This window comes from Pseudomonas sp. TE4620 (genome assembly GCF_056279045.1).
Map to the genome: position 1 here is coordinate 5,066,422 of NZ_JBWBQO010000001.1, position 25,705 is coordinate 5,092,126.

Annotated in this window: 23 protein-coding genes and 1 pseudogene; 5 read left to right on the plus strand and 19 right to left on the minus strand. The window is 59.3% G+C overall.

Translation table 11 applies throughout. The features are described from left to right. Positions 1-8: 8 nt before the first annotated feature. The gene (gene pdxY, locus ACZ9A3_RS23605; protein WP_195885338.1) at positions 9-881 is read right to left on the minus strand and encodes a pyridoxal kinase PdxY; all 873 of its coding nucleotides are present in this window, start codon (positions 879-881) and stop codon (positions 9-11) included. Between the two features lie 119 nt (positions 882-1,000). On the opposite strand from pdxY, the gene ACZ9A3_RS23610 reads away from it, so the two are divergent. Beyond that, entirely contained in the window at positions 1,001-1,393 is a 393-nt protein-coding gene (locus ACZ9A3_RS23610; protein WP_045199457.1) for a DUF3301 domain-containing protein, read from the plus strand. Here the strand turns inward: ACZ9A3_RS23610 and ACZ9A3_RS23615 are convergent. The 3 genes from ACZ9A3_RS23615 to zigA are packed head-to-tail and all read right to left on the minus strand — an operon-like array spanning position 1,390 to position 4,220. Further along, positions 1,390-2,361, minus strand: coding sequence for a CobW family GTP-binding protein (locus ACZ9A3_RS23615; protein WP_213602852.1), 972 nt, complete (start codon positions 2,359-2,361; stop codon positions 1,390-1,392). The genes ACZ9A3_RS23610 and ACZ9A3_RS23615 overlap by 4 nt on opposite strands. A 42-nt stretch (positions 2,362-2,403) precedes the next feature. After that, complete coding sequence (locus ACZ9A3_RS23620; RefSeq protein WP_476253173.1) at positions 2,404-3,012, minus strand: DUF1826 domain-containing protein; 609 nt, start codon at positions 3,010-3,012, stop codon at positions 2,404-2,406. Continuing rightward, the gene (zigA, locus tag ACZ9A3_RS23625) at positions 3,012-4,220 is read right to left on the minus strand and encodes a zinc metallochaperone GTPase ZigA (protein ID WP_045199451.1); all 1,209 of its coding nucleotides are present in this window, start codon (positions 4,218-4,220) and stop codon (positions 3,012-3,014) included. Before zigA ends, ACZ9A3_RS23620 begins: the two co-directional genes overlap by 1 nt. Positions 4,221-4,339: 119 nt before the next feature. Between zigA and ACZ9A3_RS23630 the strand changes: the two genes are divergently transcribed. Together ACZ9A3_RS23630 and folE2 are read left to right on the plus strand one after the other, a co-directional pair. Next, complete coding sequence (locus ACZ9A3_RS23630; protein WP_045199449.1) at positions 4,340-4,726, plus strand: hypothetical protein; 387 nt, start codon at positions 4,340-4,342, stop codon at positions 4,724-4,726. A gap of 23 nt (positions 4,727-4,749) precedes the next feature. Beyond that, positions 4,750-5,637 carry a GTP cyclohydrolase FolE2 gene (gene folE2, locus ACZ9A3_RS23635; RefSeq protein WP_476253174.1) on the plus strand — a complete coding sequence of 296 codons (888 nt, stop codon included), beginning with the start codon at positions 4,750-4,752 and terminating at the stop codon, positions 5,635-5,637. 6 nt (positions 5,638-5,643) lie between these two features. On the opposite strand, the gene ACZ9A3_RS23640 is transcribed toward folE2, so the two are convergent. After that, positions 5,644-6,171, minus strand: a complete 528-nt coding sequence (locus tag ACZ9A3_RS23640; protein WP_258595568.1) for a DUF3617 domain-containing protein — start codon at positions 6,169-6,171, stop codon at positions 5,644-5,646. A 127-nt stretch (positions 6,172-6,298) separates the two neighbouring features. Here ACZ9A3_RS23640 and cls point away from each other — a divergent pair, with 127 nt between their 5' ends. Beyond that, positions 6,299-7,738, plus strand: coding sequence for a cardiolipin synthase (cls, locus tag ACZ9A3_RS23645; RefSeq protein ID WP_258595570.1), 1,440 nt, complete (start codon positions 6,299-6,301; stop codon positions 7,736-7,738). A gap of 6 nt (positions 7,739-7,744) precedes the next feature. On the opposite strand, the gene cfaB is transcribed toward cls, so the two are convergent. Further along, positions 7,745-8,929, minus strand: a complete 1,185-nt coding sequence (gene cfaB, locus ACZ9A3_RS23650; protein WP_093377830.1) for a C17 cyclopropane fatty acid synthase CfaB — start codon at positions 8,927-8,929, stop codon at positions 7,745-7,747. Positions 8,930-9,138: 209 nt separating this feature from the next. On the opposite strand from cfaB, the gene lpdA reads away from it, so the two are divergent. Next, positions 9,139-10,539 (plus strand): dihydrolipoyl dehydrogenase, encoded by a 1,401-nt coding sequence (gene lpdA / locus ACZ9A3_RS23655; RefSeq protein ID WP_213602845.1) that lies wholly within the window; start codon positions 9,139-9,141, stop codon positions 10,537-10,539. A gap of 62 nt (positions 10,540-10,601) precedes the next feature. On the opposite strand, the gene hcnC is transcribed toward lpdA, so the two are convergent. The 13 genes and pseudogenes from hcnC to ACZ9A3_RS23720 form a co-directional block, all read right to left on the minus strand. Next, positions 10,602-11,858 (minus strand): cyanide-forming glycine dehydrogenase subunit HcnC, encoded by a 1,257-nt coding sequence (hcnC, locus tag ACZ9A3_RS23660; protein WP_476253175.1) that lies wholly within the window; start codon positions 11,856-11,858, stop codon positions 10,602-10,604. Between the two features lie 3 nt (positions 11,859-11,861). After that, positions 11,862-13,256, minus strand: coding sequence for a cyanide-forming glycine dehydrogenase subunit HcnB (gene hcnB, locus ACZ9A3_RS23665; protein ID WP_476253176.1), 1,395 nt, complete (start codon positions 13,254-13,256; stop codon positions 11,862-11,864). Beyond that, positions 13,253-13,567 (minus strand): cyanide-forming glycine dehydrogenase subunit HcnA, encoded by a 315-nt coding sequence (gene hcnA / locus ACZ9A3_RS23670; protein WP_093377810.1) that lies wholly within the window; start codon positions 13,565-13,567, stop codon positions 13,253-13,255. The genes hcnB and hcnA overlap by 4 nt, the downstream gene beginning before the upstream one ends. Positions 13,568-13,761: 194 nt before the next feature. Beyond that, a pseudogene (locus ACZ9A3_RS23675) lies at positions 13,762-14,076 on the minus strand (transposase); the annotation flags it as partial. 34 nt (positions 14,077-14,110) lie between these two features. Continuing rightward, positions 14,111-15,190 carry a DNA polymerase IV gene (gene dinB, locus ACZ9A3_RS23680; RefSeq protein ID WP_249744387.1) on the minus strand — a complete coding sequence of 360 codons (1,080 nt, stop codon included), beginning with the start codon at positions 15,188-15,190 and terminating at the stop codon, positions 14,111-14,113. A gap of 26 nt (positions 15,191-15,216) precedes the next feature. Beyond that, complete coding sequence (locus ACZ9A3_RS23685) at positions 15,217-17,361, minus strand: Orn/Lys/Arg family decarboxylase (RefSeq protein WP_093377800.1); 2,145 nt, start codon at positions 17,359-17,361, stop codon at positions 15,217-15,219. Further along, a complete protein-coding gene (locus ACZ9A3_RS23690) occupies positions 17,336-18,550 on the minus strand; it encodes an MFS transporter (protein ID WP_093377795.1) in 1,215 nt (404 codons plus the stop codon). The genes ACZ9A3_RS23685 and ACZ9A3_RS23690 overlap by 26 nt, the downstream gene beginning before the upstream one ends. A 22-nt stretch (positions 18,551-18,572) precedes the next feature. Then, positions 18,573-19,979: a coproporphyrinogen-III oxidase family protein gene (locus ACZ9A3_RS23695; RefSeq protein ID WP_476253177.1), complete on the minus strand. Its 1,407-nt coding sequence runs from the start codon at positions 19,977-19,979 to the stop codon at positions 18,573-18,575. Further along, a complete protein-coding gene (gene speD, locus ACZ9A3_RS23700; protein WP_045199423.1) occupies positions 19,963-20,352 on the minus strand; it encodes an adenosylmethionine decarboxylase in 390 nt (129 codons plus the stop codon). The genes ACZ9A3_RS23695 and speD overlap by 17 nt, the downstream gene beginning before the upstream one ends. Positions 20,353-20,980: 628 nt before the next feature. Further along, positions 20,981-22,816 carry a glutamine--fructose-6-phosphate transaminase (isomerizing) gene (gene glmS / locus ACZ9A3_RS23705; RefSeq protein WP_093377784.1) on the minus strand — a complete coding sequence of 612 codons (1,836 nt, stop codon included), beginning with the start codon at positions 22,814-22,816 and terminating at the stop codon, positions 20,981-20,983. Continuing rightward, positions 22,816-23,595 carry a DeoR/GlpR family DNA-binding transcription regulator gene (locus ACZ9A3_RS23710; protein ID WP_045199419.1) on the minus strand — a complete coding sequence of 260 codons (780 nt, stop codon included), beginning with the start codon at positions 23,593-23,595 and terminating at the stop codon, positions 22,816-22,818. The genes glmS and ACZ9A3_RS23710 overlap by 1 nt, the downstream gene beginning before the upstream one ends. A gap of 187 nt (positions 23,596-23,782) precedes the next feature. After that, positions 23,783-25,150 carry a bifunctional UDP-N-acetylglucosamine diphosphorylase/glucosamine-1-phosphate N-acetyltransferase GlmU gene (glmU, locus tag ACZ9A3_RS23715; protein WP_476253178.1) on the minus strand — a complete coding sequence of 456 codons (1,368 nt, stop codon included), beginning with the start codon at positions 25,148-25,150 and terminating at the stop codon, positions 23,783-23,785. A 123-nt stretch (positions 25,151-25,273) separates the two neighbouring features. After that, positions 25,274-25,693, minus strand: coding sequence for a F0F1 ATP synthase subunit epsilon (locus tag ACZ9A3_RS23720; protein WP_045199415.1), 420 nt, complete (start codon positions 25,691-25,693; stop codon positions 25,274-25,276). Positions 25,694-25,705: the final 12 nt, after the last annotated feature.

Here is a 25,705-nt window from a genome sequence, read left to right on the forward strand (position 1 = left end):
ACCGCCCGTTAAAAGGCCAGAGGCTGCGCCGCAAAGCGCAGCCGCGGGTGCACGATGCGATCTTGCGCCCGCACCAGTTCCAGCTCGTAGCTGGCACAGGCCTGGGTTTCCAGCAGCACTTCGTGCACCGCGGCGGCGGTGAATTCAAACGCCGCTAGCCAGTCATCGCCGAGCAGCAAGCGCGCCAGGAACAAGCCTGATGTCAGGTCACCAACGCCTACCGGCTGGCGGGCGAATGCCAGCAGCGGGCGGCGGATGTGCCAGCTCCCTTCGCCGGTCACCAGCAGCATCTCGAAATCTTCCGCGCCACGCCCCGGGTACGCCAGGTGCTTGACCAGCACCGCTTTCGGGCCGCGCTCCAGCAGGCTGCGGGCCATGTCGACACAGTCTTGCAACGACTCGGCACGGCGCCCGCAGAAGCTGTCCAGTTCCAGCTGGTTCGGGCACAGCACATCAGCACGGGCCAGCGCTTCTTCGAGCAGAAACTCGCTGACCTCGGCCGGAACGATACAGCCCTTCTCGGGATGGCCCATCACCGGGTCGCAGAGGTACAAGGCGCGCGGGTTGGCCGCCTTGATCCGGGCCACGCCGCTGAGGATCGCCCGCCCCTGCTCGGCACTGCCCAGGTAGCCGGACAACACCGCATCGCAGTTGCCCAGCTCACCGATCGTCGCAATCCCTTCTACCAGTGCAGGTATTTGCGCTGGAGCAAGCACTTCTCCGGTCCACTGGCCATACTGAGTATGGTTGGAGAACTGCACGGTATTGAGCGGCCAGACCTTCACCCCGACCCGCTGCATGGGAAACACTGCGGCGCTGTTGCCGGCATGGCCGAAAACCACGTGGGACTGGATGGCGAGCAGATGCGGTGTACGTTTCATGCAGGTCTTCCGAAAGCGTAGGAATGAAAAACAAGGCGCGCAGTATGGCGCTAAATGCCACCTGTACGACAGACCGGGGAGGCAGTTAAGCTGGGCATACCTCGTTGGAGCATATGTAAATGTTGACCCTGGGAAATCTCTTCGTGCTGATGCTGCTGGCCACGGCAGGCGCTTGGTTGTGGCATAACCACGGCTTGCGTGAAAAGGCTCTGGAGCGGGTCAAGCAGCACTGCGCCAAGCTCGACCTGGAGCTGCTCGATGGCAATGTCGCGCTCAAGCGCATCGGCTTTGTTCGCGATGCCAACGGCCGCAAACGCCTGGCCCGGGTGTACAACTTCGAATTCACCGTGACCGGCGAACAGCGCCACCCCGGTACCGTCACCCAGTTCGGCGCCCATACCATGCAGATCGAACTGGCGCCCTACCCGTTCGAGATCAAGACGCCGCCACACCACGATAACGTGGTCGAGATGAACCAGTGGCGTCAGGACCACAACCGCTGGCGTAACTAGACGCGGCAGGCCAGCATGGCCTGTTTTAGCGCTTCAGGAGCTTGCGGCTCGGCGAAAATCAGCTCCAGCCGCGAGTCACGCCGCCATTCGCTGCGGCTCCACAGCAAGGACGGCTGTCCAGCCAGGGCATTGAGCGCTTGCCAGCCGTCCAAGCTGTGGATAACTGCCTTGGCCCGGCGCCAGTCCAACTCCCGCAGAAATTGCTCGATGCGGGCACGATCAAACACCTGAGCCGGGTGCCAGCGCCAACCAATGCTCCAGCCCTCCGCCGCCTCCTGGATGCTGCAAATTGGCTCCTGCGGATTTGTCCACAGGCTGCCTATGACTGCGGAAACACTGGCTGATGCCAGTTTATCCACAGCCAGGGAATGGCTTGGCGGAGCACTTGCCATCGGCACTTCGGACAACGGCAGATGGCCGAAATCGGTCCAGTACAGGCGAGCATCCGCCAGCCGGGAAGTTATCCACAAGCGCTGTAGTTCGTCCAGACCAGCGGATTTGTTCAGCACCAGCAGCCCGGCGCTGGCCAGGGTCGAGTGCTGAGCTTGCGGCAAGGCAACACCCGCAGCCAGCTGCTCGGCATCGAGCACCAGTACCGCCGGTTGTACCGCCAGCACCCCCTGCCAGGGCGGTAAGCGCAGTTGCTGCAACAACTGCAACGGATGGCCCAACCCGGATGGTTCGATAAACAGCCTATGCGGCTTGGCCTTGCGCAACAGGCGACCCAGGCCGACCTGGAATGGCATGCCGTTGACGCAGCACAAGCAACCGCCGGCCACCTCTCCCAGGGCAATCCCATCGTCATCGGTTGCCAGCAGCGCTGCGTCCAGGCCGATCTGGCCGAACTCGTTGATCAGCACCGCCCAGCGCTCATCGGCGGGCCGCTGCGCCAGCAACTGGCGAATCAGGCTGGTCTTGCCGGCGCCGAGCGGGCCGGCAATCACGTGGGTAGGAATGTTCTGCAGCATGGGACGGAGAGTGCCTGAAATTTTCGTCACTATGCCGTTATATCAGGCCATCCAGTCAAGGCTGAGGATCAAACGCCGCTCACCATTGGCCAAGGCCGGCGAACGATGGACCAGCCCGCATCCCTGATTACCAAGCCATTTCTCGCCCTTGAGCAAGGCCACCTCACCCTCGGCCAATTGGCGGATTGCCTCGGCATGCGGTTGCTCCCGAGCCAGTTGCGTACGGTCGATTGCACCTTCTCCCAGCCATTCACTGCCCGGCCCGGCGTAGGTGCTTAGCAAACGCAGAGGGACGTGATCGACATGAAACCGCGGGCACATGGCGTTGCCCAGCGCCTGCAGGCGCAAGCCGACTCGTCGGGCGTCGAGCAAGCAGGCGTAGGCAGCCACCAGCCAGGCAACGTCGGTAACAAACGCCACATGGCCTTCCAGGTCGGCATACCCGCCCAGCAAGCCACTGAGGTCCGGCAACTGTTGTTGCTCATCCAGCTCGATGACCCGGTGTTCACCCAGTGGCTGGTTCAGCGACAGCAGCAAGCGGGCAAAGTCTTCGATCTGCACCGGCAAGCGGCGCTGCCATACCGCGAGATTGACGCCATCCTGTAACGCCTCGGTGAGCACTTGAGGCGTTTCGCCGAAGGCCTGGCGCATCACGCCGCGTCCTCGTCAAACCACGGCCCGAACGGGTCGGGCAGTTGCCGCCAACTGTTCACGCCTGCGGCCATTTCTGCATCGTCGAGCAGGCAGCTCGAGAGCTCGGCATCGAGCCGGGCGAAGTCGATATTCTGACCGATGAATACCAGCTCCTGGCGGCAATCACCACACTCTGCAGTCCAGTTCTTGAAGATCTGCGCGCTGCTCTGCTCATCCTGCGGCCACTGCTCACGGGGTACGAAGCGCCACCAGCGCCCGGCAAAACCGTGGCGCATCATGCCGCCGGCCTGCGACCAACTGCCGGCATCCTGGTGCTTGCTGGCGAGCCAGAAGAAGCCCTTGGAGCGCAGCAACCGGCCGTTGTCCCAGGGCCTGTGGATAAAATCGTAAAAGCGCTGTGGATGCAGCGGCCGGCGCGCTTGCCAGGTGGTCGCGGCAATTCCGTATTCCTCGGTTTCCGGCACGTGTTCGCCGCGCAGTTCCTGCAGCCAGCCAGGCGCCTGGGCGGCGCGGTCGAAGTCGAACAGACCGGTGTTGAGGATCTGCTGCAGCTCTACCTGACCCATGACCATCGGCACGATCTGCGCCTGGGCGTTAAGGCTGTGCAAGATCGCGCTGAGCTCTTCGCGCTCGGCGCTGCTGATCAGATCGATCTTGCTCAACAGAATCACGTCAGCGAACTCCACCTGCTCAATCAAGAGGTCACTGATCGAGCGCTCGTCTTCGTCACCAAGGGTTTCGCCGCGGCTGGCCAGGCTCTCGGCCGCCTGATAATCACGCAGGAAGTTCAAGCCATCGACCACCGTGACCATGGTGTCCAGGCGCGCCTGATCGGCCAGGCTGCGGCCTTGCTCGTCACGAAAGGTAAAGGTTTCGGCGACCGGCAACGGCTCGGAGATGCCGGTGGACTCGATCAACAGATAATCAAAACGCCCCTCGCGGGCCAGGCGTGCGACCTCTTCAAGCAGGTCTTCGCGCAGGGTGCAGCAGATGCAGCCGTTGCTCATCTCCACCAGCTTTTCTTCGGCGCGGTTGAGACTGACGTTGCGCTGCACCTCGCTGGCATCGATGTTGATTTCGCTCATGTCGTTGACGATCACCGCGACCCGCAGGTTGTCGCGGTTTTTCAGCACGTGATTGAGCAGAGTACTTTTGCCGGCACCCAGAAAGCCGGAAAGCACAGTGACGGGAAGACGGTTGGGCATGGGGGCTATCCTCATCGGGGCGAGTGCATTCGAACGATGCATTGCGCAATGTTATATTATAACAATACAATCTCGCCAACCCACTTCGCTCAGAACATGACCAAAGGCCGACCTGGAAGATGAAATCACGTTGCCTTTTTGCCTTCGCTGCATTGCTGCTGTGCGAATCCGCCGTTGCAAACGGCGCGCCCCTCAGCAACGGCCTGGCACTTTGTACCCGCAGTGCAACCTTGCTTGCCTGCAGCGATGCCCAGGGCAATTACTACAGCGTGCAAACCCAGGGCAGCACCACCTACCTGCGCGGCTTCGAAATGGAGGGCCGCCGACTGTGGGCACAAACCAATAGCCGCTACGGCCAGCTGACCTTCTTCACAGGCGTGGCGAGCAACGGCGAAACCTGGGTCGGATACAGCCAGCGTGTGGGCTGGACCACCTTGAACAAGGTCTCCAGTTCCAGCGGGCAGCGTTTCAATCTGCGCTGCAATCGTCTGAGCGGCTGCCAATAGCCTTCTTGAAAAGTGAACCCCTGATGAGCGTTTTCACCCTTCCTGATATCGCTGCCCAAGCCACCACTTCCCAATTGCCATTGGATTGGGTCGGCATGTGTGGCATTGCCCTGCCGCTGCAGATCGATGGGCAGATATTGCCAGCAACAGCCGACGCGGGCGTCAGCCTTGATGATGGCGCCTCCCGGGGCATTCACATGTCACGCTTGTACCTGGCGCTGGAAGCCCTGGAGCATCAACCCTTGAGTCCGGCGCTGATCAATGAAGTTCTGCTGGGTTTTCTCGACAGCCACATAGGCCTTTCCGCCAGTGCGTTCCTGACCCTGCGATTCGAACTGATGCTCAAACGCCCTGCGCTAATCAGCCCCTTGGCAGGATGGAAAGCCTATCCGGTTACTCTGGATGCGCAGATAAAAGACGGAGTGTTCCACGTGGAACTATTTGTCGATATGGCGTATTCCTCCACCTGCCCCTGCTCAGCCGCCTTGGCTCGGCAGCTGATTCAACAGCAATTCATCAGCGATTTTGGCAATCGCAGCTTGAGCCATGAAGCGGTCTTGAGTTGGCTGGGTAGTGCCGAGGGTATTGTGGCCACGCCCCATAGCCAACGCAGTGCGGCAAAGCTGCAGGTTCGTCTGCGCCCAGGGGTTAACGAACTGCCGATAGAAACGCTGATCAACCAGGCCGAGAGCGCCTTGGGCACCGCTGTTCAAACTGCGGTAAAGCGCGCCGATGAACAAGCCTTTGCCTTGGCCAACGGGCAGAATTTAATGTTCTGTGAAGATGCCGCCCGGCGCTTGAATGTGGCGCTGAAAACCCTGCCGTGGCTCAGCGGCTTCAACCTGCGTGTGGAGCATGCCGAAAGCTTGCATGCCCACGACGCAGTCGCTCACAGCCAATGGCGATGGTGAGGCGCTTCAGCTACGCGGTTTAACCATACCGCAGTCATTACCGAGCCACACTGCCCGGGTGTTCATACTGCCCTGCTGCTGCACACCGGACGCGTTGAAGGTACCGTTGACCTGGGTTGTGAACTCACGATCGCTGACGAACGTGGCTTCCCCATTGCCTTGGGCTTTCGGGCAGCTGAAGGTGAACTTCCAGACATTGCCGGTGCGCTCGGTGATCTTCTGGGTACAGCCAGACTTGGGATCCTGCAGCGGGATGTCATTGGTTTTTACCTGCTCCGGCGTCAGGCAAGAGCGCACACCTTGACCGGCGACGCTGATCCCTTGCTTGGCCAGGCCACCTTCGATCATCGCCCGTTGCTCCGGCGGCAGGTTCTTCAACTGACCGAGCATGAAGCCCATGTCTGGAAGCGGCTTGCCATCAACCTGCATGTTGCTGGTGGTCAGCTCCCAAAGGCCAGGTTGCAACATCTGCGCATGCACCAACGGGCTTGCCAGACCGAACATCAGTGCCAGCAGCGGCAGACGATTTTTCATGTAGTGACTCCTCGAAACTCCAGCCCCAAGCTGGAACACAGCTTAGACGTCAATTTGTGCTTTCGGTTGCAAGTGCTGCCATGAACATGCTCTGTTAGGGGTAGAGCCTTCGGACAGCAGGATGCGTATGGATTACCACAGCCCGTACTTCTTCGGTTACCTCATTGGCGTGATTCACTTGCTCGGGGCAATCGCCGCCTTGCACGCGGTGTTCACCGTACGCACCGCCCAGGGGGCAATTGCCTGGGCCTTATCGCTGCTGTTCATTCCCTACTTCACCCTTATTCCCTACCTGGTGTTTGGCAGCCGTACCTTCGACGCCTACATCCAGGCCCGGCGCCAGGCCAACCGTGAAATGCACGTGGCCATGGCCGATCTCAACTGGCGACCCTGGGTCGAAGAGGCCTTGGCAGCCCGCAATTCAGAATCCTATGGCGCGCTGCGGGCGATGCCCAAGCTGGGACGCATGCCGTGCCTGGCCAACAATCAGGTGCGTTTGCTGATCGACGGCAAGGCTACTTTCGACGCTATCTTTCACGCCATTGCCGGCGCACGCGACACGGTGCTGGTGCAGTTTTTCATTATTCACGACGATAAACTGGGGCGGCAGCTACAGGCCCTGCTGCTGAAAAAGGCCACCGAAGGCGTCAAGGTCTACGTGCTCTACGACAGCGTCGGCAGCCATGCCCTACCCTCTGCCTACAGCCATAAACTGCGTGCAGGCGGCGTCAATATCCGCGCTTTCGCCACTCGCCGCGGCTGGTTCAACCGCTTCCAGGTCAACTTTCGCAACCACCGCAAAATCGTCGTGGTCGATGGCCTGCAGGGTTTTCTGGGTGGCCACAACGTTGGCGATGAGTACCTGGGTGGCAATCCCAAGCTCTCCCCTTGGCGTGATACTCACGTCCAGGTCAGCGGGCCAGTGCTGGCCTGCCTGCAGGAATCGTTCGCCGAGGACTGGTTCTGGGCGTCGCGCCAACTGCCGCCCTTGATCCTGCCGGACACCTACCCGGAAGATGGCGTGCTCTGCCAGGTATTGGCCAGCGGGCCGGCCGATCCGCAAGAAACTTGCTCGCTATTCTTCGTCGAAGCCATCCACTCGGCGCGCGAACGCCTGTGGATCACCAGCCCCTACTTCATCCCTGACGAAGCGGTGTTCGCAGCCCTGCGCCTTGCAGTGTTGCGCGGGGTAGATGTGCGCATCCTGATTCCTTCGCGTGCAGACCACCGTATCGTCTACGCCGCCTCCAGCCTGTTCGCCTTTGAGGCGGTGCGCGCCGGGGTGCGGATGTTTCGTTTCGAACCTGGATTCCTGCATCAGAAGGTGGTGCTGATCGACAACGAGATCAGCGCCATCGGCAGCGCCAACCTCGACAACCGATCGTTTCGCCTCAACTTCGAGATCATGTTGCTGACCGTAGACCGCGCATTTGCCGATCAGGTCGAAGCGATGCTCAGCCATGACTTCGACCAATCCCGGGAAATCACCGCCGAAGACAGCCGCGATACACATCGCCTGCAGCAGCTGGGGATGCGTATCGCCCGGCTGATTTCGCCGATTCTGTAAGGTGCTTTAACGGTAGAAGTCTTCGCGGGTCAGCGGCAAATCGTGGCTGCCATCGGCAAAGGGTTTGACCGCAAGGATCTGGTGCAAATTGATCCAGCCCCTGGCAAAGGCATAGGAGCAACCAGCCAGGTACAGGCGCCAGATGCGCAGGGCTTTCTCTGGCACCAGCGCGCCAGCCTTGTCCAGCTGTGCTTCGAGGCGGTTGCTCCAGTGCTCGAGGGTGCGCGCGTAATGCAGGCGCAGGCTTTCGACGTCGACAATCTCCAGCCCCGCTTCACTGATGCGTGCACTGATCATCGACAGGTGCGGCAGCTCGCCATGGGGGAACACGTAGCGCTCGATGAAGCTGCCCGCGCCGCGCCCGACCGGTCGCCCGTCGGTGTGCCTGGCGGTGATGCCATGGTTCATCACCAGGCCACCTTCGCGCACGGCGCCAAACAAGCGCTGGCAATACAGCGCCAGGTTGGCATGACCCACGTGTTCAAACATGCCGACACTCACCACCTTGTCGAAGCGACCGTCCTGGGGCAGGTCGCGATAATCGAGTATCTGCAGCTCAACCTGCCCTTCCAGGCCATCGGCCTTGACCCGCTCACGGCCGAGTTTGAGCTGCTCTTTGCTCAGAGTGATGCCGAACACCTTGGCACCGAACTCCCTGGCTGCGTAGCGCGCCAGCCCGCCCCAACCACAACCGACATCCAGCAGGTAGTCGCCCTTCTTCAAGCGCAGCTTGCGGCACAAGTGCTCGAACTTGTTCTGCTGGGCTTGCTCCAGGGTGTTGGTGGGCGATTTGAAATAGGCGCAGGAGTAGGCCATGTCGCTGTCCAGCCACAGCTGGTAGAAGGCGTTGGACAGGTCGTAGTGGTAGGAAATTGCTGCCGCATCGGTAGCCTTGTCATGCTCGGTGCGCACCGGCTGATCGTCTTCTTCATCCTTGAGCAAAGCCACGCTAAGTTCGTCACAGACGCGGATCACCTCACTGATGGAGCCCTCCAGTTCCAGCTTGCCTTCGACGAACGCTGCCCCCAACTCATCCAGGCTTGGATGGGTCAACTGAGTAATCAGCTGCGGGTCCTTGACCAGGATGGTCACCTGCGGCTTGGGCCCCAGATCGAACGCATTGCCATCCCAAAGTTTGAGTCGCAGTGGCAGTCGCAGGCTTTGCAGAACAGGTGGAAGTTGCGCAAGCATGAAATGAGCCTCCTTTTTTCATCGGACGTCTGCCCAAAAGGGTAGTTCATCTGCCGGAACTTTCAGCTTATGCCGACCATAGTCTGAGCCTATCTAGCCCGTTGCAGACCTTGCGCCGGGGGCTGGAACCTACGATTTATTGTATACAATCGAGCGATTTGCAGATTAGTCTTGGCGCCATTGTCGATTCTTCATCCTGGAGTACAACAATGAAAACCTATGATGTAGTAATCATTGGCGGCGGGCCTGGTGGGTACAACGCGGCTATTCGTGCCGGTCAACTGGGCTTGAGCGTGGCGTGCGTGGAAGGTCGTTCGACCCTCGGCGGCACTTGCCTTAACGTCGGCTGCATGCCGTCCAAGGCCCTGCTACATGCCTCCGAGTTATATGAGGCGGCGGTTGGCAGCGAGTTCGCCAACCTCGGCATCGAGGTCAAACCGACCCTCAACCTTGCGCAGATGATGAAGCAGAAGGATGAGAGCGTCAGCGGCCTGACCAAGGGTATCGAGTTCCTGTTCCGCAAGAACAAGGTCGACTGGATCAAGGGCTGGGGCAAGCTCGATGGTGTTGGCCGGGTCAAGGTGACCGACGACCAGGGCGCGGTAACTGAGCTGGAGGCCAAGGACATCGTCATTGCCACTGGCTCCGAACCGACGCCGCTGCCTGGCGTGACCATCGACAACCAGCGCATCATCGACTCCACCGGCGCCCTGGCCCTGAGTGAAGTGCCCAAGCACCTGGTGGTAATCGGCGCCGGGGTCATCGGCCTGGAGCTGGGTTCGGTGTGGCGCCGGCTGGGCAGCCAGGTGACCGTGGTCGAGTACCTCGATCGCATCTGCCCCGGTACTGATGAAGAAGCGGCAAAAACCCTGCAACGCGCCCTGGCCAAGCAAGGCATGAAGTTCAAGCTCGGCAGCAAGGTCACCCAGGCCAGCGCTTCAGCGCAAGGGGTGAACCTGAGCCTGGAGCCTGCCGCAGGCGGCAGCGCCGAAACCCTCGAGGCCGACTACGTACTGGTTGCCATCGGCCGGCGCCCCTATACCCAGGGCCTTGGCCTGGAAAGCGTCGGCCTGGAAACCGACAAGCGCGGCATGCTCGCCAACCGGCACCACCGCACCAGCGTCCCGGGGGTGTGGGTAATTGGCGATGTCACCTCCGGAGCGATGCTCGCGCACAAGGCCGAGGACGAGGCTATCTCCTGCATCGAACAGATTGCCGGCAAGGCCCACGAGGTCAACTACAACCTGATTCCGGCGGTCATCTACACCCGCCCGGAACTGGCCAGCGTCGGCAAGACCGAAGAGCAGCTCAAGGCCGAAGGCCGCGAGTACAAGGTCGGCAAGTTCCCCTTCAGCGCCAACAGCCGGGCCAAGATCAACCACGAGACCGAAGGCTTCGCCAAGGTCCTCGCAGATGCCCGTACCGATGAAGTATTGGGCGTGCACCTGGTTGGCCCAAGCGTCAGCGAGATGATCGGTGAGTATTGCGTGGCCATGGAGTTCAGCGCCTCGGCTGAAGACATCGCCCTCACCTGCCACCCGCACCCGACCCGCTCCGAAGCCCTGCGCCAGGCGGCGATGAACGTCGACGGCAAGGCGATGCAGGTCTGATCAGTCAGTCCGGTCGAACGGATGAAGCCGGCCTTCAAGGCTGAAGGCCGGCTTATCCACAATCAGACCAGGGCAGCCTGTTGGTTTTCCACAGCCAGCAGGTCAAAACGCGAGGCCAGGAACGGGGTGATATCCAGCGGCAGGGTTTCCTGGTTCACGACCTTGTCGATCAGCACGCCAGTGATGGCCGAGGTAAGGATGCCGGTGCGAAAGTGTCCACAGGCATTCACGTAGCCACTGACTTCGCTGACCGGCCCCAGGATCGGCAGCTCGTCCGGCGAGCCCGGGCGCAAGCCGGCCCAGGTGCGCTTGAGGTTGATCTGCGCCAGCTCCGGCACGCAGCGCACCGCGCCCTGAACCAGGCCGTTGATCTCCGGGAAGGTGTTGCTGACGTCGAAGCCTTTGTCTTCGGTGGTGCTGCCGATCAGGATCTCACCGTTGTCCTTCTGCGCCATGTAGCAGTCGCTGGTGGTCAGGCAGCCTTGCAGCAGCTTGGGCATGCGCTCGGTGAGGATGATCTGGCCTTTGACCGGCTTGACCGGAATCCGCAGGCCCGTGGCCCACTCGCTCAAGTCTGCGGCCCAGGCGCCGGCGGCGTTGATCAGGGTATCGCAGTGAAAGGTGCCCTCTTCGGCGGTTTGCACGCCGCTGACCCGCGAACCCTGATGCAGCACACCCGTAATGTTGGTGTTGTGGAACAGGTCGACACCGTTCTGGCGCGCCGCCTCCATATAGGAATCAGCCAGGCGGAACGGGCTGACCTGGTGATCGCAGAGAAACTCCAGGGCACCATGGGCCTCATGGCTCACCGCAGGTTCGGCCTGGCGCAGGGCATCGCGGTCGAGCCAGCGCACCTGGTCGGCCAGGTGCGGGATCTGCGCAACGATGTGCTCGGCGTAGAGGCGGTCTTCATCGTCGTAAATCACGTACTTGAGGCCCGTGCGCTCGAACTTGAAGTCCATGCCGTGGCGCTCGATCAGCTCGCGGTGCAGCTGTGGATAAAGTGCGTTGGACTGCAAGGCAAAGTCGAAGAACGACTGCGGCAGGATGTGCGGCGTGCTCGAATCCACCGCCACTGCCGCGCCATGGGCTTCACGCTTGTGCTTGGCCGACATCATGCGAAAGAAGATTACCCCGCAGCCCAGGCCCACGGACTCACCAATGGCCCACAGGCCGCCGGCAGACGCGCGGGTGGCATTGCCCGGGCGCTTGGCATCGATCAGGGCGATCTTCAGGTTCTTGCGTTTGGACAGCTGGTAGGCGCAGGACGCACCGATCACACCGCCACCGGCGATGACCACATCATAGGTTCTGTTCATGCTTCAGGCTTCCGTGCCGAGTTGCTGGAATGCAGAGAATGGAATCGGGTCGATCGGGAAACGCGGCCGCAGCCAGCCGACATCGGCGCGTCCGGTTGCTTCGCGCAGGCGATCGCTGCAATAGCCGACGCACATGCGCCCCTGGCAGTCGCCCATGCTCACCCGGGTGCGCATCTTCAACCCGGCCATGTCCTCGACGCCCTGCTCCAGGGCGCGATCGATGTCGCTGCGGGTGACATGCTCGCAACGACAGATCACCGTGTCCGCCTGCGGCAGCTCGATCTGCTTGGTGCCGCGGTGGGTGTAGCGCTCTACCCCGGCGCGAAAGCGTTTGATCGCTGCCAGCTGGCCGAGGTATTTCTCGCGCAGTTCGATCGCCTCTTCTGCGTTGAGTACCTCCTGCTGCTGCAGGATCGAAACAGCCGCGATGCGCCCGGTGAGCATTGCCGCCTCACCACCACGGATGCCGCCCATGTCACCGGCCAGGTGGATGTGCGGCTGGCTGCTTTGCTGCCAGACGTTGCTTTCTGGACGCAGGTAGCCGTCTTCGTTGAAGCCATGGTCCAGGCCCAGTTGCTGGCTGAGCTGGGTGCGCGGGATAAAACCGTAGCCCACCGCCAGGGTTTGCGCCGGCTCGCGCTGGGCGCGGGAAAGGTCCGGCTGCCAATCGTCACCGTAGGGCGCCACGGTCACTTCAGCCAGCTCACCCTCACCCTTGGCTTCGACAATCCCCCAGCCGTAGTACATGGGGATGCCGTTGAGCTTCATGTAGCCAAGCATGCTCAGGCCATCGAGGAACAGCTGCGGCTTGTTCATCAGCGCCAGACTTTCACGGGCAATCTTGCTGAACGGGCAGGCTTCATAGACGCCGGCAACCTTCGCCCCGGCCGCGTGCAACTGGCAGGCCACCAACGGCAACAACGGCCCGGTGCCAGCGATCACGGTACTGCCCAGGGGTTTGACCACACCGCTTTTGATCTGCAACTGAAGCCCGCCGAGCAACATCACACCCGGCAAGGTCCAGCCGGCAAACGGGACGTTGCGCTCGTGGCAACCGGCCGACAGCAACAGATGGGAAAAATCGATTTCGTGCAGGGTTTCTTCGCCATCGAGTACCATCAGGCGCTGCTCGTCCCCACCGACCACACGGCTGTTCAGGCGCAGGTCGATGCGATCGGCGCAGGCGGCGAAGTCCTTGTGCAGTTTTTTCAGCGCCTTACTGTAGCGGGCACCCAGGTAGCCCAGGTCGACGCCGCTGCGCAGCGGTCCGCGAAACACCACGCCACCCGGGCGTGAGGCTTCATCAAACAACAGGCTCGAGACACCGTGCCTGGCCAGCTCGATCGCCGCTGCCATACCTGCCGAACCACCACCGACAATAACTGGACGCAAGCTCATGGTGCCTCCTGCCCGGCAAAACGGTTAGTCCCGGTTTCGACCCGCATGCCCGGCTGTACCTCGGTTTGGCAGGCGCGGCGCTTGGGCCGGCCGTTGATCGACACCAGGCAGCAATGGCACACGCCCATGCCGCAGAAAGCGCCGGTCAATTGTTGGTGATCGTTAAGCGCCACCTGGCGCAGGCCCACGGCGTTAAGCACGCTGAGCACGGTTTCACCGGCAGCGACCGCCACCGCCTGGCCGTTGAGTTCGATGGTCATGTCCGCCCGCGACAGGGGCTGGATATCTAGCTTTCGCTCCAGAGTCTGCATAGCTTTTCGTCCGTGAAAAAGAAACATGGACTGCGCACACTAAGCCAAGCGCGCGTCAGGACTATTGATCCAGGCCAGCTAAAGGGTCCGATTGCCGGACAAACTGGCAGTGCTGCGCTCAGGCCATCGTCATGGACGCTGTCATCCACTCGTGGCACAGCTGTACATCAGGCACAACATTTGACCAGTTGCTCCCTGACAGTGACAGGATCGAGGGTCCAGGTGTCCATGTCGATCAGGCCCTCTTCGGTGAGGCGAACATGCAGCCGGTCCAGTACACGATCCAGGGTGCCATCGTCACGCCAGTCGCGAAAACGTTGATACACCGTCGACCAAGCGCCAAAGCGTTCCGGCAAGTCACGCCAGGCTGCGCCAGAGCAAAGAATCCAGAAGATGCCGTTGATCATCTGCCGGTCGTCATTACGAGGCCGGCCGGTCTTTTGTGTGGTTGAAACCAGATCCATGATCAATATCCACGCCGCATTGGGGAGTTCGTAGCGCCTAACCATTCGGGGCCTCCTGCCACTCGGGTTTACTTGTTGGTTACCAGGGAAGCTCTAATTGAATATCGTCCTGGATCTTTCTTTTGACCTTTACCGACAACCCGATCAAACGCACCGAGCGGCCCTCGCGCCTGGTGTCCCAGAGCAACCGGCACAGGGTGGTCACTGTCTCCTGACTGAGGGTGTTGGAAGCCGCCTCGGTCGACGAAATCGAGAAGTCCGAGAACTTGAGCTTTACCAGGTTTTTGATGATCAGGTAGTCATCGCCCATTTCGGAAATGCGTTCCCTCAGACCTTCCAGCAATCTGTCCAGCTCTTGCAGGCAGCTGGAAAAATCGTGGCAATCGAAGGGGAGTGTTCGTTCAATACCAATCGACTTGATGTGGGTTACTCGCTCTTCCTGCTCTTCTATTCCCTGACATCGCTCCCACACATAAAACCCATGCACGCCGAGGTAGCGCATGAGCAACGGGATTTTCTCTTCGGTGACGTGTTTGCATTGCCGACAGCCCAGGTTCTCAAGCACGGCGTAAGTTTTGGGACCAACGCCAGGAATCTTGCGTACATCAAGTTCATCGAGAAAGCCGCGGACATCCTTGGGCACGATGACAAACAGGCCATTGGGCTTTTGCACCTCGGAGGCGATTTTTGCCAAGTACTTCAACGGCGCGACTCCGGCAGAAGCCGTCAGCCCCAGCTCCTGCTCGATCGCAGCACGGATGTGCATGGCCATATGAGTTGCCGAGCCGTTGAATGCAGACTGACCGGTGACCTCGAGCGACGCCTCATCCAGTGACAGGAACTCAACCTTGTCGGTATAGCGTCGGAATATTGCATCGAGCCTTCGAGTCACGGCTTCATACACTTCAAACCGGGTCGGCAGCAGGACCAGATCCGGGCAGAGCCGTTGTGCCGTTGCAGTGGCGATACCACTTCTTACTCCATATTCCCTGGCCAGGTAGTTCGCAGTGCTGATCACCCCTCGCTCAGCCGCTGTCCCGCCCACGGCCACAGGGCGCCCAACCAGGTGCGGAGCATCCAGAAGTTCTACTGAGACAAAGAACGAGTCCATGTCGACATGGATGAATTTGCGCTCGTTCGTACCTTTGGTTGATTCCACCAATGGCGCCCTTGCACCTTTCAACATCAGCCAGTGGCCAGAACGTGAACCTGCAGGCTCACGCTGGCGTCATTGTTAAGGCATTGGTATACGCCTTGAATATGCGGAGCAAATTCCGGGTATTGGTTACTCAGTGCTTCAATGGCGCTCAGGTAGCGAATCAACGAGCTGTTCCAGCGTTCCCCAGGCGCGATGCACATAACCCCCGGCGGGTAAGGGATTACGCCTTCTGCGGCAATACAGCCTAAAGCTTGTTCGAGTGCGACCAATTGGTAGTTACCACGGATGAAAGCCTGCTGCGCCGCATAGGGCGTCAACTCGGCCTGCGCCGACGTCACCGAACTGAAAATGTCTGATTGCAGTTGCTCAATCTGATACTGCGAGAACAGGGTGTTGATGGCGCAGCACAATTCGCGCAGCGATAAATCGTTATAGCGAGCTTGGCCGCTTGCCAGTGAAGGTAACGCCTCAGCCACCGGGACTTCACCCTCGATCATCTGCTCAAGTTGCGCCAGCGTGTGCGCCAGGCGAGAGAGCTGCGCAGCCTCGGTAGAGGGCGAAACCAACAGGGTAACGTTGTAGAAGTCAGATTTCTCCGGAGTGAAATTCATCTCGCGCAGGTAGGCGGTGACGATACTCGCTGGAATAGCGGGCAACCCGCCCTGCTCGTCAGTGTGCAACTTGCGCGTTGTAAAGATGACCTTGCAAGGGTCCAGGTAGTGCAAGTCAGACTCGATCGGGCTGGCCCCCAGCGTCTCGTGGCGAACCGGTTGAAACACTTGGGCATACACCTCCAGCGATGTATCGCCCTGCCCCGCCGGCAACCGCCTGTCGCCATAGTAAGGCTGAATAACACGGCAACGCTGGGCAACCTCGCGCCTGAAACCCATGGCCATTGCCACTGCCGCACTCCACGCGCGCTTGCCGTTGCCATTGGCATGGATCGCGGCATTGACTTCCAATGACATCAACAATGGATAGAACGGGCTGGTCGAGGCGTGCAGCATGAACGCGCTGTTGAATACCGATCGTGAGCAGTAGCGTGGCTGGTTACGTATGTGACTGTCTTTTTTATGGATCTGCGAGGTCTGGGACAGGCCTGACATCTGCTTGTGGACCGATTGCGTGACGATGATCCCCGGGCAATCCGCCGTCAGGGCAATGTTCAACGGCGAGCGCTGCGCCAGTAGCTCAACAAAAGGTTCGTAGCCCAACCAGGCGGAATCGAAGAGTACGTAGTCACACAGGTGACCAATCCGTTGCAGCAGAGCAGCGGCGTCGACCACAACGCCATCGCAGGTTGCGTGCTGAACAACTGCCAGACGAAATGGGCGCTGCTGCCGCGCCTTGGACGGATCGATACGGGCCGCCTTCAGGCGTAGTTGTTGCTCATCCAGGGCATGTCTTTTGTAGCCACCCAGCACGCCACACCCATCGCGGAAATTATCGAGGTATACCGGCCTGGCGGCACTTTGTACCAATGCGCCCAGGTACACCGACTTGTGGTTGTTGCGATCCATCAATACCAGATCGCCCGCAGCCAGCAACGCGCTGGTGACGACTTTGTTTGCGGTGGAAGTACCATTGAGCACGAAGTAGGTTTCATCGGCGTTGAACACTTCTGCGGCCAGCCGTTCAGCCTGGGCCACCGGACCTTCATGGCTGAGTACGTCACCCAGCTCGGGAGCCGCGTGCGGCACATCGACCTTGAATACCTCGCTGCCAAGCAATTGCTTGAAGCGCAGCCCGGCCGGATGCAGGTCCAGGCACTGGCCGCCCTGATGCCCGGGGCAAGCAAAGGTAGGCCGTTTGCGCGAGACAAACTCTGCGACTGCCGAGGTAAAAGGTGGCAGTGAAGCCAGGTCAAATGCCTTGGCAGTTTCAACTACCCGCGCAATATCGTGCGCACTCAGCGGTACCTGGAGCAAGGTTGGTTGAAGATCCGCAAGCACTGCCGGAAGTGCAGCGTACCCGTTGCCATGGAGCACAAACAGTGGCGTGCCCCAGGCCGCGACGCAATCGACCACATCTGCCGACAGCGCATCCTCAACGCACAGCACCAACGCCGATGCTGACGCCAACCGACCGCGCCCTGCAAATGTCCCAAGCGCCACGCCGGGAAGTGCTTCAATCCCGACTGCCGCACTACAAACAATCCTTGTCTGTAACATCTTTTTTTGCGCTCCAACCTAGCGGTGCAATACACAGCATGAACGTCATGCCAACAAACGTAGCCGGCCCCACAAGCAGAAACATAAGGCTGGCGATCAGCCCGGACACTGCATCACCAATAACCGCCGTGAAGTAGTACAGGGAAAAATTCTTGCCGACTTCATTGGGACTGGACAGCGTCTGGATATTGGTAATGATGGCAATATCAACAAAGGCGCCGACAAAACCCACGCACAGCAACAGAACTATAAACAGGTACGTATTGAACTGCAGGGCGACGGCAGCCAGTAAAAATAGCCCGCCATACAGTAACCAATAAATAATCACCGAGCGGGCGGTGGTTGACTTGTTGAGTGTTACATACAGCATGCCACCGATAACCGTACCGAAAGCCAGCAGGGAAAAGATATACCCCACCGCAGCCTCGGACTGAAAATGGTCCATAACCGATGCCGGCAATATGAAGCGAATAACCGACGTGGCAAACATTGCACACACGGTGGTGCAACAGATCACGGTAAACAGGGGTGTATTGAGCTTGCGTAAACTACCCACGCTGCGTGTGGTGTCCTTGTAGATTGCCCAAACATCGAAGCGCCCCTTCGAAGTTGTCACGCTCGAGACCAGGGTGGCGCTACAGGCGGCCGACAGCAACAAACTGACCGAGAAAAACGCAAACGCATAACTGGCATCGAGCACGATCGAAATCAGTGAAAATATCAACGGTCCGATAATCGAAGACACATCTTCGATCACTTGCACCCCGCTGTTTACCGACGCCAGATGGCCGTCGTCCACTATATCGGGGAAATAGGCACGAAAGCTCGGCGTGTACAGGCAATCAAGTGCGGTCATCACCATCGAGGCGATAATAACCACCGCCACCGTAGCCTCGGCAAATTCAAACAACACAAACAGCAGTGCGGCCACTACGCTTTTTAAAAGTTCTGCCGAAATCAGTGTGTGTTTTTTCTGCCGATGGTCTGCTAGCCAGCCACCAATCGGCGAAAACAATGCACTGGGCAAGTAACGAAAAAAGTACACCAGGCCAATCAGCAAAAAGTCGGCCTCAGTCAAGGTCACCACGGCCACTGCAAAGGCTGTTTCGAAAGCAAACTCACCGCATTTTGAAAAAAAGTAGGCGGCTGACAGCCGTTGTGTACCGTGGTTTAACGCTAGTGCCTGCATATCCATTGCCTGCTGGGTGGTTCTAGCCTGCGGAGTAGATTAACTCGTCCCGAGTAATGTCGCGTCCGTTGGCATTAAGCTTCTCGAAGACTATCTTTTTCAAGATGTTTTGTTCACTTTCAGGAATTAAGTAAAACATAATGTTGCTGTACCATAACCAACCCAGCCTGGTCAGTTCGAAGGTCGCATCCGTTTCAACTATCAGGTCGGCCTTGACCAGTTCCTGAACCCTGTCCAGTAGCCCTTGCGGCATCTGGCTCATCGCCACTTTGGATTTTTCGATTTCGCCGTGATACGGCAGGCGCAGTACCAGTGGCTTGACCAGATCAAGCACCGGAGCATGCTGGCTGACCTGGCAGACATAGTCACCTTCGGTCATCTTGGCGATGTATTGCTCACGCAATGAGGTGTTGGTAATCACATTTTCAGCCACCGACGAGATGGCGCCGACGCCGAAGCCCAGCAGGTCATGGTTTGTATAGCCATAGACGTGCTCGTGGTAAATGAACGAGTAGTCGCGGGTGATCAGAGGCGACGCTGCGCTCGCCTGGCGCACGTAGCCATGGCCGTTATACGGGACAAAACCCTTGTGGCGCATATGCTCGTCAATCATCAGCTTCATGTTCAGCTTGCGCATGGCCGGGAACACTTCCGCCGTACGCTCCCTGATTTGCTTGTGCAGCTTTACCGAGGTGGCGACATTGTTGATCGGGTAAATGTCGATGTTGCTCAGGCCCAGTTCGACCGCTTTGTCGATGTCACACAGGGTCTGGTTTTCGTCACTGCCGTTCATCCCATACATGATGTCGCACAACACGTGCCTGAAGGTCGGCACCAGCAACGCGGCGGCGCGTTCGATTTCGCGGATGTCCTCATTCAGGTTAAACAGCTTGCGCCAGGTCGGGTCGATGGTCTGCAAACCGAAGCGGGCATGGGTCACGCCAATGTCCGCGAGTGCAAGGGTGCGTTCTCGGGTGACACTGGTGATATTGAACTCGAAGGAGAACTCTTCCACCGTCGACATATCGAAGTAGTGGTGTAATGCCTCACCGATGTCATAGATATTCCGCGGCGACAATAGCGACGGCGTTCCCCCGCCAAAGAAAATGGCCCTGACCGATACTGCCTTGAAGTCGACCAAGCGCGATTTGTACTCAATTTCCTTGATCAGCGCCTTGGTGTAACGGTTAATATCCTCTTCGTTTTTGTACAAGCCGCGGGTAAACGGGCAGAACGAACAGATCGCTTCACAGAACGGAATATGAAAGTACAACGCCCGTGAGGTTGATTGGCTGTTGGCATGGTTCAGCAGCGTCGTCAGTTGTGTTTCACTGGGGCGAAACACGTCCAGTGATTGCGAAGGAAAAAAGAAATTGTACAAGGGGAACTGGTAATCGAACTTGACCATTCCGTTATTGACAAGTTTCATTCACCACCCCTTCTTCCACAAGCACATGACTGCCGCGCAGCAACGTGCGCGTCGTTATCTGCACTTCGTTGCCGAAGAAGCCCTGAATGCCTTCATTGATTGAGACATTGTTGGAACCGCAGGTATAAACGTCGATGCTGATGTAATGAGTTTCCGGGTAGGTGTGGTAGGACAGGTGCGACTCAGACAACAAGTACAGACCGGTAACGCCTTCACCTCCGGCACTGAACTTGTGCGTCAAATGGTCCAACACCGTGAAACGCGAACGTTGCAAGGTACCGAGGAAAAAGTTATGCAACGCCGGCGCGTCCTTCAACAAGCGTGCATCAGCACCGGTAATATCCCAAATAGTATGATAGCCAAAGTCGTCCATGAAGGTCGTTGCTCCTGTCCCTGAGAGGCCGAGTAAGTACAATTAAAAAGAGGGGGAAATTTCTTTCCCCCTCTTTTATCACGCTCTTACCACAAGCAAACACCCTTGGTGGTAACGCCAGTCACTTCAGTTTGAAACAGGTCAATTGCAGAGTTCATAATACATTCCTTGTTTACGATTTTGAGTTGGCCTGTAACAGCAGGCGTCACAAAACTAGCAGGAAGTATTTCGCGGAAAAGTCGAAATTTGTAAATAAATCTTTCTAAACGAGTTACACTTTAAATATCGCCGACGTTTCCAAACAATTAGCTAACGTGCTGCCTTCAAGATGCTCCATGGAAATGGGCATTGGCTACCGCTCCACTCACAGTGAAGTAGTCCTTTTCGCACAAGCATAGGCGGGGAAGAAGATGCGAAAAAAAGTGTGTCTGACGCGAGGTCGAGTATTTTTCTGGCACGCCGAATCGCTCACGTAGCACAAAAAACCGAACGATTGGCTACGAACAAGCGAGTCGATTTCAGCACTGCTGATCAACAGGCAGCGTCCGGAATCAGCCGCTGCCTGAGAATCAGAAACCAGGCCCCTGCTCCCATCACTGTCAGGAAAAGGGACCAGGCACAGCACTCGTTACTCGACAGTTACCGATTTCGCCAGGTTACGCGGCTGGTCGACGTCGGTGCCCTTGAGCACAGCGACGTAGTAAGACAGCAACTGCAGCGGAATGGTGTAGAGGATCGGCGCCAGGGCGTCGATGATGTGCGGCACGGCGATCACGTGGGTGCCTTCGCCATTGCTCATGCCTGCCTGTTCGTCGGCGAAGACGATCAGCTCGCCGCCACGGGCACGCACTTCCTGCAGGTTGGACTTGAGCTTTTCCAGCAGCTCGTTGTTCGGCGCCACGGTGACTACTGGCATGTCGCTGTCGACCAGCGCCAGCGGGCCATGCTTGAGCTCGCCGGCCGGGTAGGCTTCGGCGTGGATGTAGGAGATCTCTTTGAGTTTGAGCGCACCTTCCATGGCTACCGGGAATTGCGCGCCGCGGCCCAGGAACAGAGTGTGGTGCTTGTCGGCGAACAGTTCGGCGGTCTTCTCGACGATCGCATCCATGGCCAGGGCTTCGCCCAGGCGAGTTGGCAGGCGACGCAGCTCTTCCACCAGCTCCGCTTCGACGCCTGCAGCCAGGGTGCCGCGCACCTGGCCCAGGGACAGGGTCAGCAGCATCAGCGAGACCAACTGGGTGGTGAAGGCCTTGGTCGAGGCCACGCCGATTTCCGGGCCGGCCTGGGTCAGCAGGGTCAGGTCCGACTCGCGCACCAGCGAGCTGATGCCGACGTTGCAGATCGCCAGGCTGCCGAGGAAGCCCAGCTCCTTGGCGTTGCGTAGGGCCGCGAGGGTGTCGGCGGTTTCACCCGACTGCGAGATCGAGACGAACAGGGTGTCCGGCTGCACCACAACCTTGCGGTAGCGGAACTCGCTGGCGACTTCGACCTGGCAAGGGATACCGGCCAGGCTTTCCAGCCAGTAACGGGCAACCATGCCGGCGTGGTAGCTGGTGCCGCAGGCAACGATCTGTACATTGCGCACCTTGGCGAACAGCTCGGCAGCTTGCGGGCCGAAGGCCTGGACCATGACGTGGTCCTTGCCCAGGCGGCCTTCCAGGGTGCGTTGCACCACGGTTGGTTGCTCGTGGATTTCCTTGAGCATGAAGTGACGGTAGGCGCCCTTGTCGGCAGCTTCGGCACCTTCGTGGTACTGCACGGTCTCGCGCTGCACTGCAGTGCCGGCGACGTCCCAGATGGTGACCTGGTCGCGGCGAATTTCGGCGATGTCGCCCTCTTCCAGGTACATGAAGCGGTCGGTAACCTGGCGCAGGGCCAACTGGTCGGAAGCCAGGAAGTTCTCACCGTGGCCCAGGCCGATTACCAGCGGGCTGCCGCTGCGAGCGGCCAGCAAACGGTCAGGCTGCTTGGCGCTGATCACGGCCAGGCCGTAGGCGCCATGCAGTTGCTTGACTGTAGCCTTGAGGGCATCGGCCAGGTCCGGCAAGGTTTTGAGGGTGTGCGCCAGCAGGTGAACGATCACCTCGGTGTCGGTCTCGGAGCTGAAGACGTAACCCAGGCCCTTGAGCTGTTCACGCAGTTCTTCGTGGTTCTCGATGATGCCGTTGTGCACCACTGCCAGTTCATGACCAGAGAAATGCGGGTGGGCATTGTGTTCGGTTGGCGCGCCGTGAGTCGCCCAACGGGTGTGGGCGATACCCAGGTTGCCAGCCAGCGGTTCGGCGGCAACGGCGGCTTCCAGCTCGCTGACCTTGCCGATACGGCGACGGCGCTCAAGGTTACCCTGCTGGGTGAAGACGGCCAGACCTGCGCTGTCATAGCCGCGGTACTCGAGGCGCTTGAGGCCTTCGATCAGAATGGTTGTGATGTTACGTTCGGCGACGGCACCAACGATTCCACACATTATTCATGCTCCTGGGTGATAGCGGCGCAAATCACGTTGATGCCGCGGGCTTCAATCTGTACGCGTGCCTCATGGGGCAGGCGCTCATCGGTAATCAGGGTGTTGACGCTGCTCCAGGGCAGCTCAAGGTTGGGAATCTTGCGCCCGACCTTGTCGGACTCGACCATGACGATCACTTCCCGGGCGACTTCAGCCATCACCCGGCTCAGGCCCAGCAGTTCGTTGAACGTGGTGGTGCCGCGCGCCAGGTCAATGCCGTCGGCGCCAATGAACAGTTGGTCGAAGTCGTATGAGCGTAGTACCTGCTCGGCCACCTGGCCCTGGAACGATTCGGAATGCGGGTCCCAGGTACCGCCGGTCATCAACAGTACCGGCTCATGCTCCAGCTCGCTAAGGGCGCGGGCCACATTCAACGAGTTGGTCATGACCACCAGGCCCGGTTGATGACCCAGCTGCGGGATCATCGCGGCGGTGGTGCTGCCGCTGTCGATGATGATGCGGGCATGTTCGCGGATACGGCCTACGGCAGCCTTGGCGATCGCTTGTTTATAAAGCGAAACCGGCTGGCCCTGTTCGGTAAACAGTTCCTGCGGCAGGGTCACTGCCCCACCGTAGCGGCGCAACAGCAGGCCATTGGCTTCGAGGGCTGCGAGGTCCTTGCGAATGGTCACTTCGGAGGTTTCGAAACGCTTGGCCAAGGCGTCGACGCTCACCTCGCCCTGCTCATTGAGCAAAGCCAGGATGTTATGACGTCGTTGGGGGGTGTTACGTTTCGACATGGCGCGCTTAAGTTTCGATTCGAAAGATAATGATGCCAATCAAAACCTATAGTGGCTGATGCGTCAAGAACAGCGGAGAAAAAATTTTCCTGTGAATAACTTGCATAGCAGCAAAATTTTATCCACAGAACGAAAAAGGCCGACTTATGCACAATGCAGTCGGCCCTTTCTATTAGCTGTGAGTAACTCAGCTCTTTTTGAGCTTCTCCGGCCGCTTCCAGCCATCAATGTTGCGCTGACGCGCACGACCGACTGCCAGCTGCGCCGCCTCGACGTTCTGAGTAATGGTCGAACCGGCGGCAGTGGTAGCGCCGTCGAGGATATCCACAGGCGCGACCAATGAGTTGTTCGAACCGATGAACACGTCTGCGCCAAGTACTGTCTTGAACTTGTTGGCGCCATCGTAGTTGCAGGTGATGGTACCGGCACCGATGTTGGTGCGTGCGCCGACCTCGGCATCGCCCAGATAAGTCAGGTGACCGGCCTTGGCGCCTTCACCGAGGTGGGCGTTCTTCAGTTCAACAAAGTTACCCACATGGGCGCGAGCGTCGAGAACGCTGCCAGGGCGCAGGCGGGCAAACGGGCCGGCATCGCTGCCCTCACCCATGATTGCGCCTTCCAGGTGGCTGTTGGCTTTGACCACCACGCCTTTGCGCAGGGTGCTGTTCTTGATCACGCAGTTCGGGCCGATGACCACGTCGTCTTCGATCACCACGCGGCCTTCAAGGATCACGTTGATATCGATGAGCACATCGCGACCAACGGTCACCTCACCGCGCACATCGAAGCGCGCCGGGTCACGCAGGGTCACACCCTGGGCCATCAGACTGCGGCCTGCGCGCAACTGGTAGTGACGCTCCAGCTCGGCAAGCTGACGACGGTCATTGGCGCCCTGCACTTCCATCGGGTCCAGCGGCTGCTCGGTCGCGACCACCAGGCCATCGGCTACAGCCATGGCGATGACGTCAGTGAGGTAGTACTCGCCCTGGGCGTTGTTGTTCGACAGACGGCCCAGCCAGTCAGCCAGGCGCGCGCCCGGGACGGCGAGAATACCGGTGTTGCCTTCCTTGATGGCTTTCTGTGCGTCGCTGGCATCTTTGTGCTCGACGATCGCTGCCACCTGGCCCTGCGCATCACGGACAATACGGCCATAACCGGTCGGATCATCGAGGGTCACAGTCAGCAGGCCGAGCTGCTGTGGGGTGACCTTGGCAAGCAGGCGCTTGAGGGTATCGACTTCGATCAGCGGAACGTCACCGTAAAGGATCAGTACGGTTTCGGCGCTCAACGCCGACAGTGCCTGGGCGACGGCGTGGCCGGTACCCAGTTGCTTGTCCTGGAGGACAAAATTAAGGTCATCGGCGGCCAGGCGCTCACGTACCAGCTCCGCACCGTGCCCGATCACCACATGAATGCCCTGCGGCTGCAACTGGCGGGCGCTGTGGATAACATGGCCGAGCATGGAGTCGCCGGCGACCGGATGCAGTACCTTGGGCAGCGCCGAGCGCATGCGGGTACCTTGGCCGGCGGCGAGAATTACGATATCGAGAGACATTGACTGGCTACCAATCCTGGAAGGTCAGCGCTGTGACCAGAAGAAGAAATTCGGAAAAAGAAAAAGGGTAGCCGAGGCTACCCTTTAACTCAATCGCAACAGAAAGTGATCGGCGAGTGCCGGTTACTTCATTTTGCGAATTTGCTGGACGGTACGCAGCTGGGCTGCGGCCTCGGCCAGACGTGCGGCAGCGGCGCCGTAGTCGAACTCCGCGCCTTTTTCGTTCAGGGCGTTTTCGGCAGCCTTGAGGGCTTCCTGAGCCTGAGCTTCATCCAGGTCGCTGGCACGTTGCACGGTATCGGCAAGCACCTTGACCATGTTCGGCTGAACCTCGAGGAAACCACCAGAGATGTAGAACACCTCTTGGGCGCCACCCTGCTTGGTCAGCGTGATCGGACCTGGCTTCAGATTAGTGATCAGCGGGGCGTGGCCTGGAGCGATACCAAGATCACCCAGGTTGCCGTGCGCAATCACCATCTCGACCAGACCGGAGAAAATTTCCCCTTCCGCACTGACGATATCGCAATGGACTGTCATAGCCATCTGCTTGCCTCA

Excerpts from the sequence above, each read along its gene's own strand:
- ACZ9A3_RS23640 (WP_258595568.1), bottom strand. The coding sequence starts at position 6,171 with ATGAAAAATCGTCTGCCGCTGCTGGCACTGATGTTCGGTCTGGCAAGC.
- lpdA (WP_213602845.1), top strand. The coding sequence starts at position 9,139 with ATGAAAACCTATGATGTAGTAATCATTGGCGGCGGGCCTGGTGGGTAC.
- speD (WP_045199423.1), bottom strand. The coding sequence starts at position 20,352 with ATGGACGACTTTGGCTATCATACTATTTGGGATATTACCGGTGCTGAT.
- cls (WP_258595570.1), top strand. The coding sequence starts at position 6,299 with ATGGATTACCACAGCCCGTACTTCTTCGGTTACCTCATTGGCGTGATT.
- ACZ9A3_RS23690 (WP_093377795.1), bottom strand. The coding sequence starts at position 18,550 with ATGCAGGCACTAGCGTTAAACCACGGTACACAACGGCTGTCAGCCGCC.
- ACZ9A3_RS23720 (WP_045199415.1), bottom strand. The coding sequence starts at position 25,693 with ATGGCTATGACAGTCCATTGCGATATCGTCAGTGCGGAAGGGGAAATT.
- glmU (WP_476253178.1), bottom strand. The coding sequence starts at position 25,150 with ATGTCTCTCGATATCGTAATTCTCGCCGCCGGCCAAGGTACCCGCATG.
- ACZ9A3_RS23685 (WP_093377800.1), bottom strand. The coding sequence starts at position 17,361 with ATGTTACAGACAAGGATTGTTTGTAGTGCGGCAGTCGGGATTGAAGCA.
- hcnA (WP_093377810.1), bottom strand. The coding sequence starts at position 13,567 with ATGCAGACTCTGGAGCGAAAGCTAGATATCCAGCCCCTGTCGCGGGCG.
- hcnC (WP_476253175.1), bottom strand. The coding sequence starts at position 11,858 with ATGAACAGAACCTATGATGTGGTCATCGCCGGTGGCGGTGTGATCGGT.
- ACZ9A3_RS23695 (WP_476253177.1), bottom strand. The coding sequence starts at position 19,979 with ATGAAACTTGTCAATAACGGAATGGTCAAGTTCGATTACCAGTTCCCC.
- glmS (WP_093377784.1), bottom strand. The coding sequence starts at position 22,816 with ATGTGTGGAATCGTTGGTGCCGTCGCCGAACGTAACATCACAACCATT.
- hcnB (WP_476253176.1), bottom strand. The coding sequence starts at position 13,256 with ATGAGCTTGCGTCCAGTTATTGTCGGTGGTGGTTCGGCAGGTATGGCA.
- cfaB (WP_093377830.1), bottom strand. The coding sequence starts at position 8,929 with ATGCTTGCGCAACTTCCACCTGTTCTGCAAAGCCTGCGACTGCCACTG.
- ACZ9A3_RS23610 (WP_045199457.1), top strand. The coding sequence starts at position 1,001 with ATGTTGACCCTGGGAAATCTCTTCGTGCTGATGCTGCTGGCCACGGCA.
- pdxY (WP_195885338.1), bottom strand. The coding sequence starts at position 881 with ATGAAACGTACACCGCATCTGCTCGCCATCCAGTCCCACGTGGTTTTC.
- ACZ9A3_RS23620 (WP_476253173.1), bottom strand. The coding sequence starts at position 3,012 with ATGCGCCAGGCCTTCGGCGAAACGCCTCAAGTGCTCACCGAGGCGTTA.
- ACZ9A3_RS23630 (WP_045199449.1), top strand. The coding sequence starts at position 4,340 with ATGAAATCACGTTGCCTTTTTGCCTTCGCTGCATTGCTGCTGTGCGAA.
- ACZ9A3_RS23710 (WP_045199419.1), bottom strand. The coding sequence starts at position 23,595 with ATGTCGAAACGTAACACCCCCCAACGACGTCATAACATCCTGGCTTTG.
- ACZ9A3_RS23615 (WP_213602852.1), bottom strand. The coding sequence starts at position 2,361 with ATGCTGCAGAACATTCCTACCCACGTGATTGCCGGCCCGCTCGGCGCC.
- folE2 (WP_476253174.1), top strand. The coding sequence starts at position 4,750 with ATGAGCGTTTTCACCCTTCCTGATATCGCTGCCCAAGCCACCACTTCC.
- zigA (WP_045199451.1), bottom strand. The coding sequence starts at position 4,220 with ATGCCCAACCGTCTTCCCGTCACTGTGCTTTCCGGCTTTCTGGGTGCC.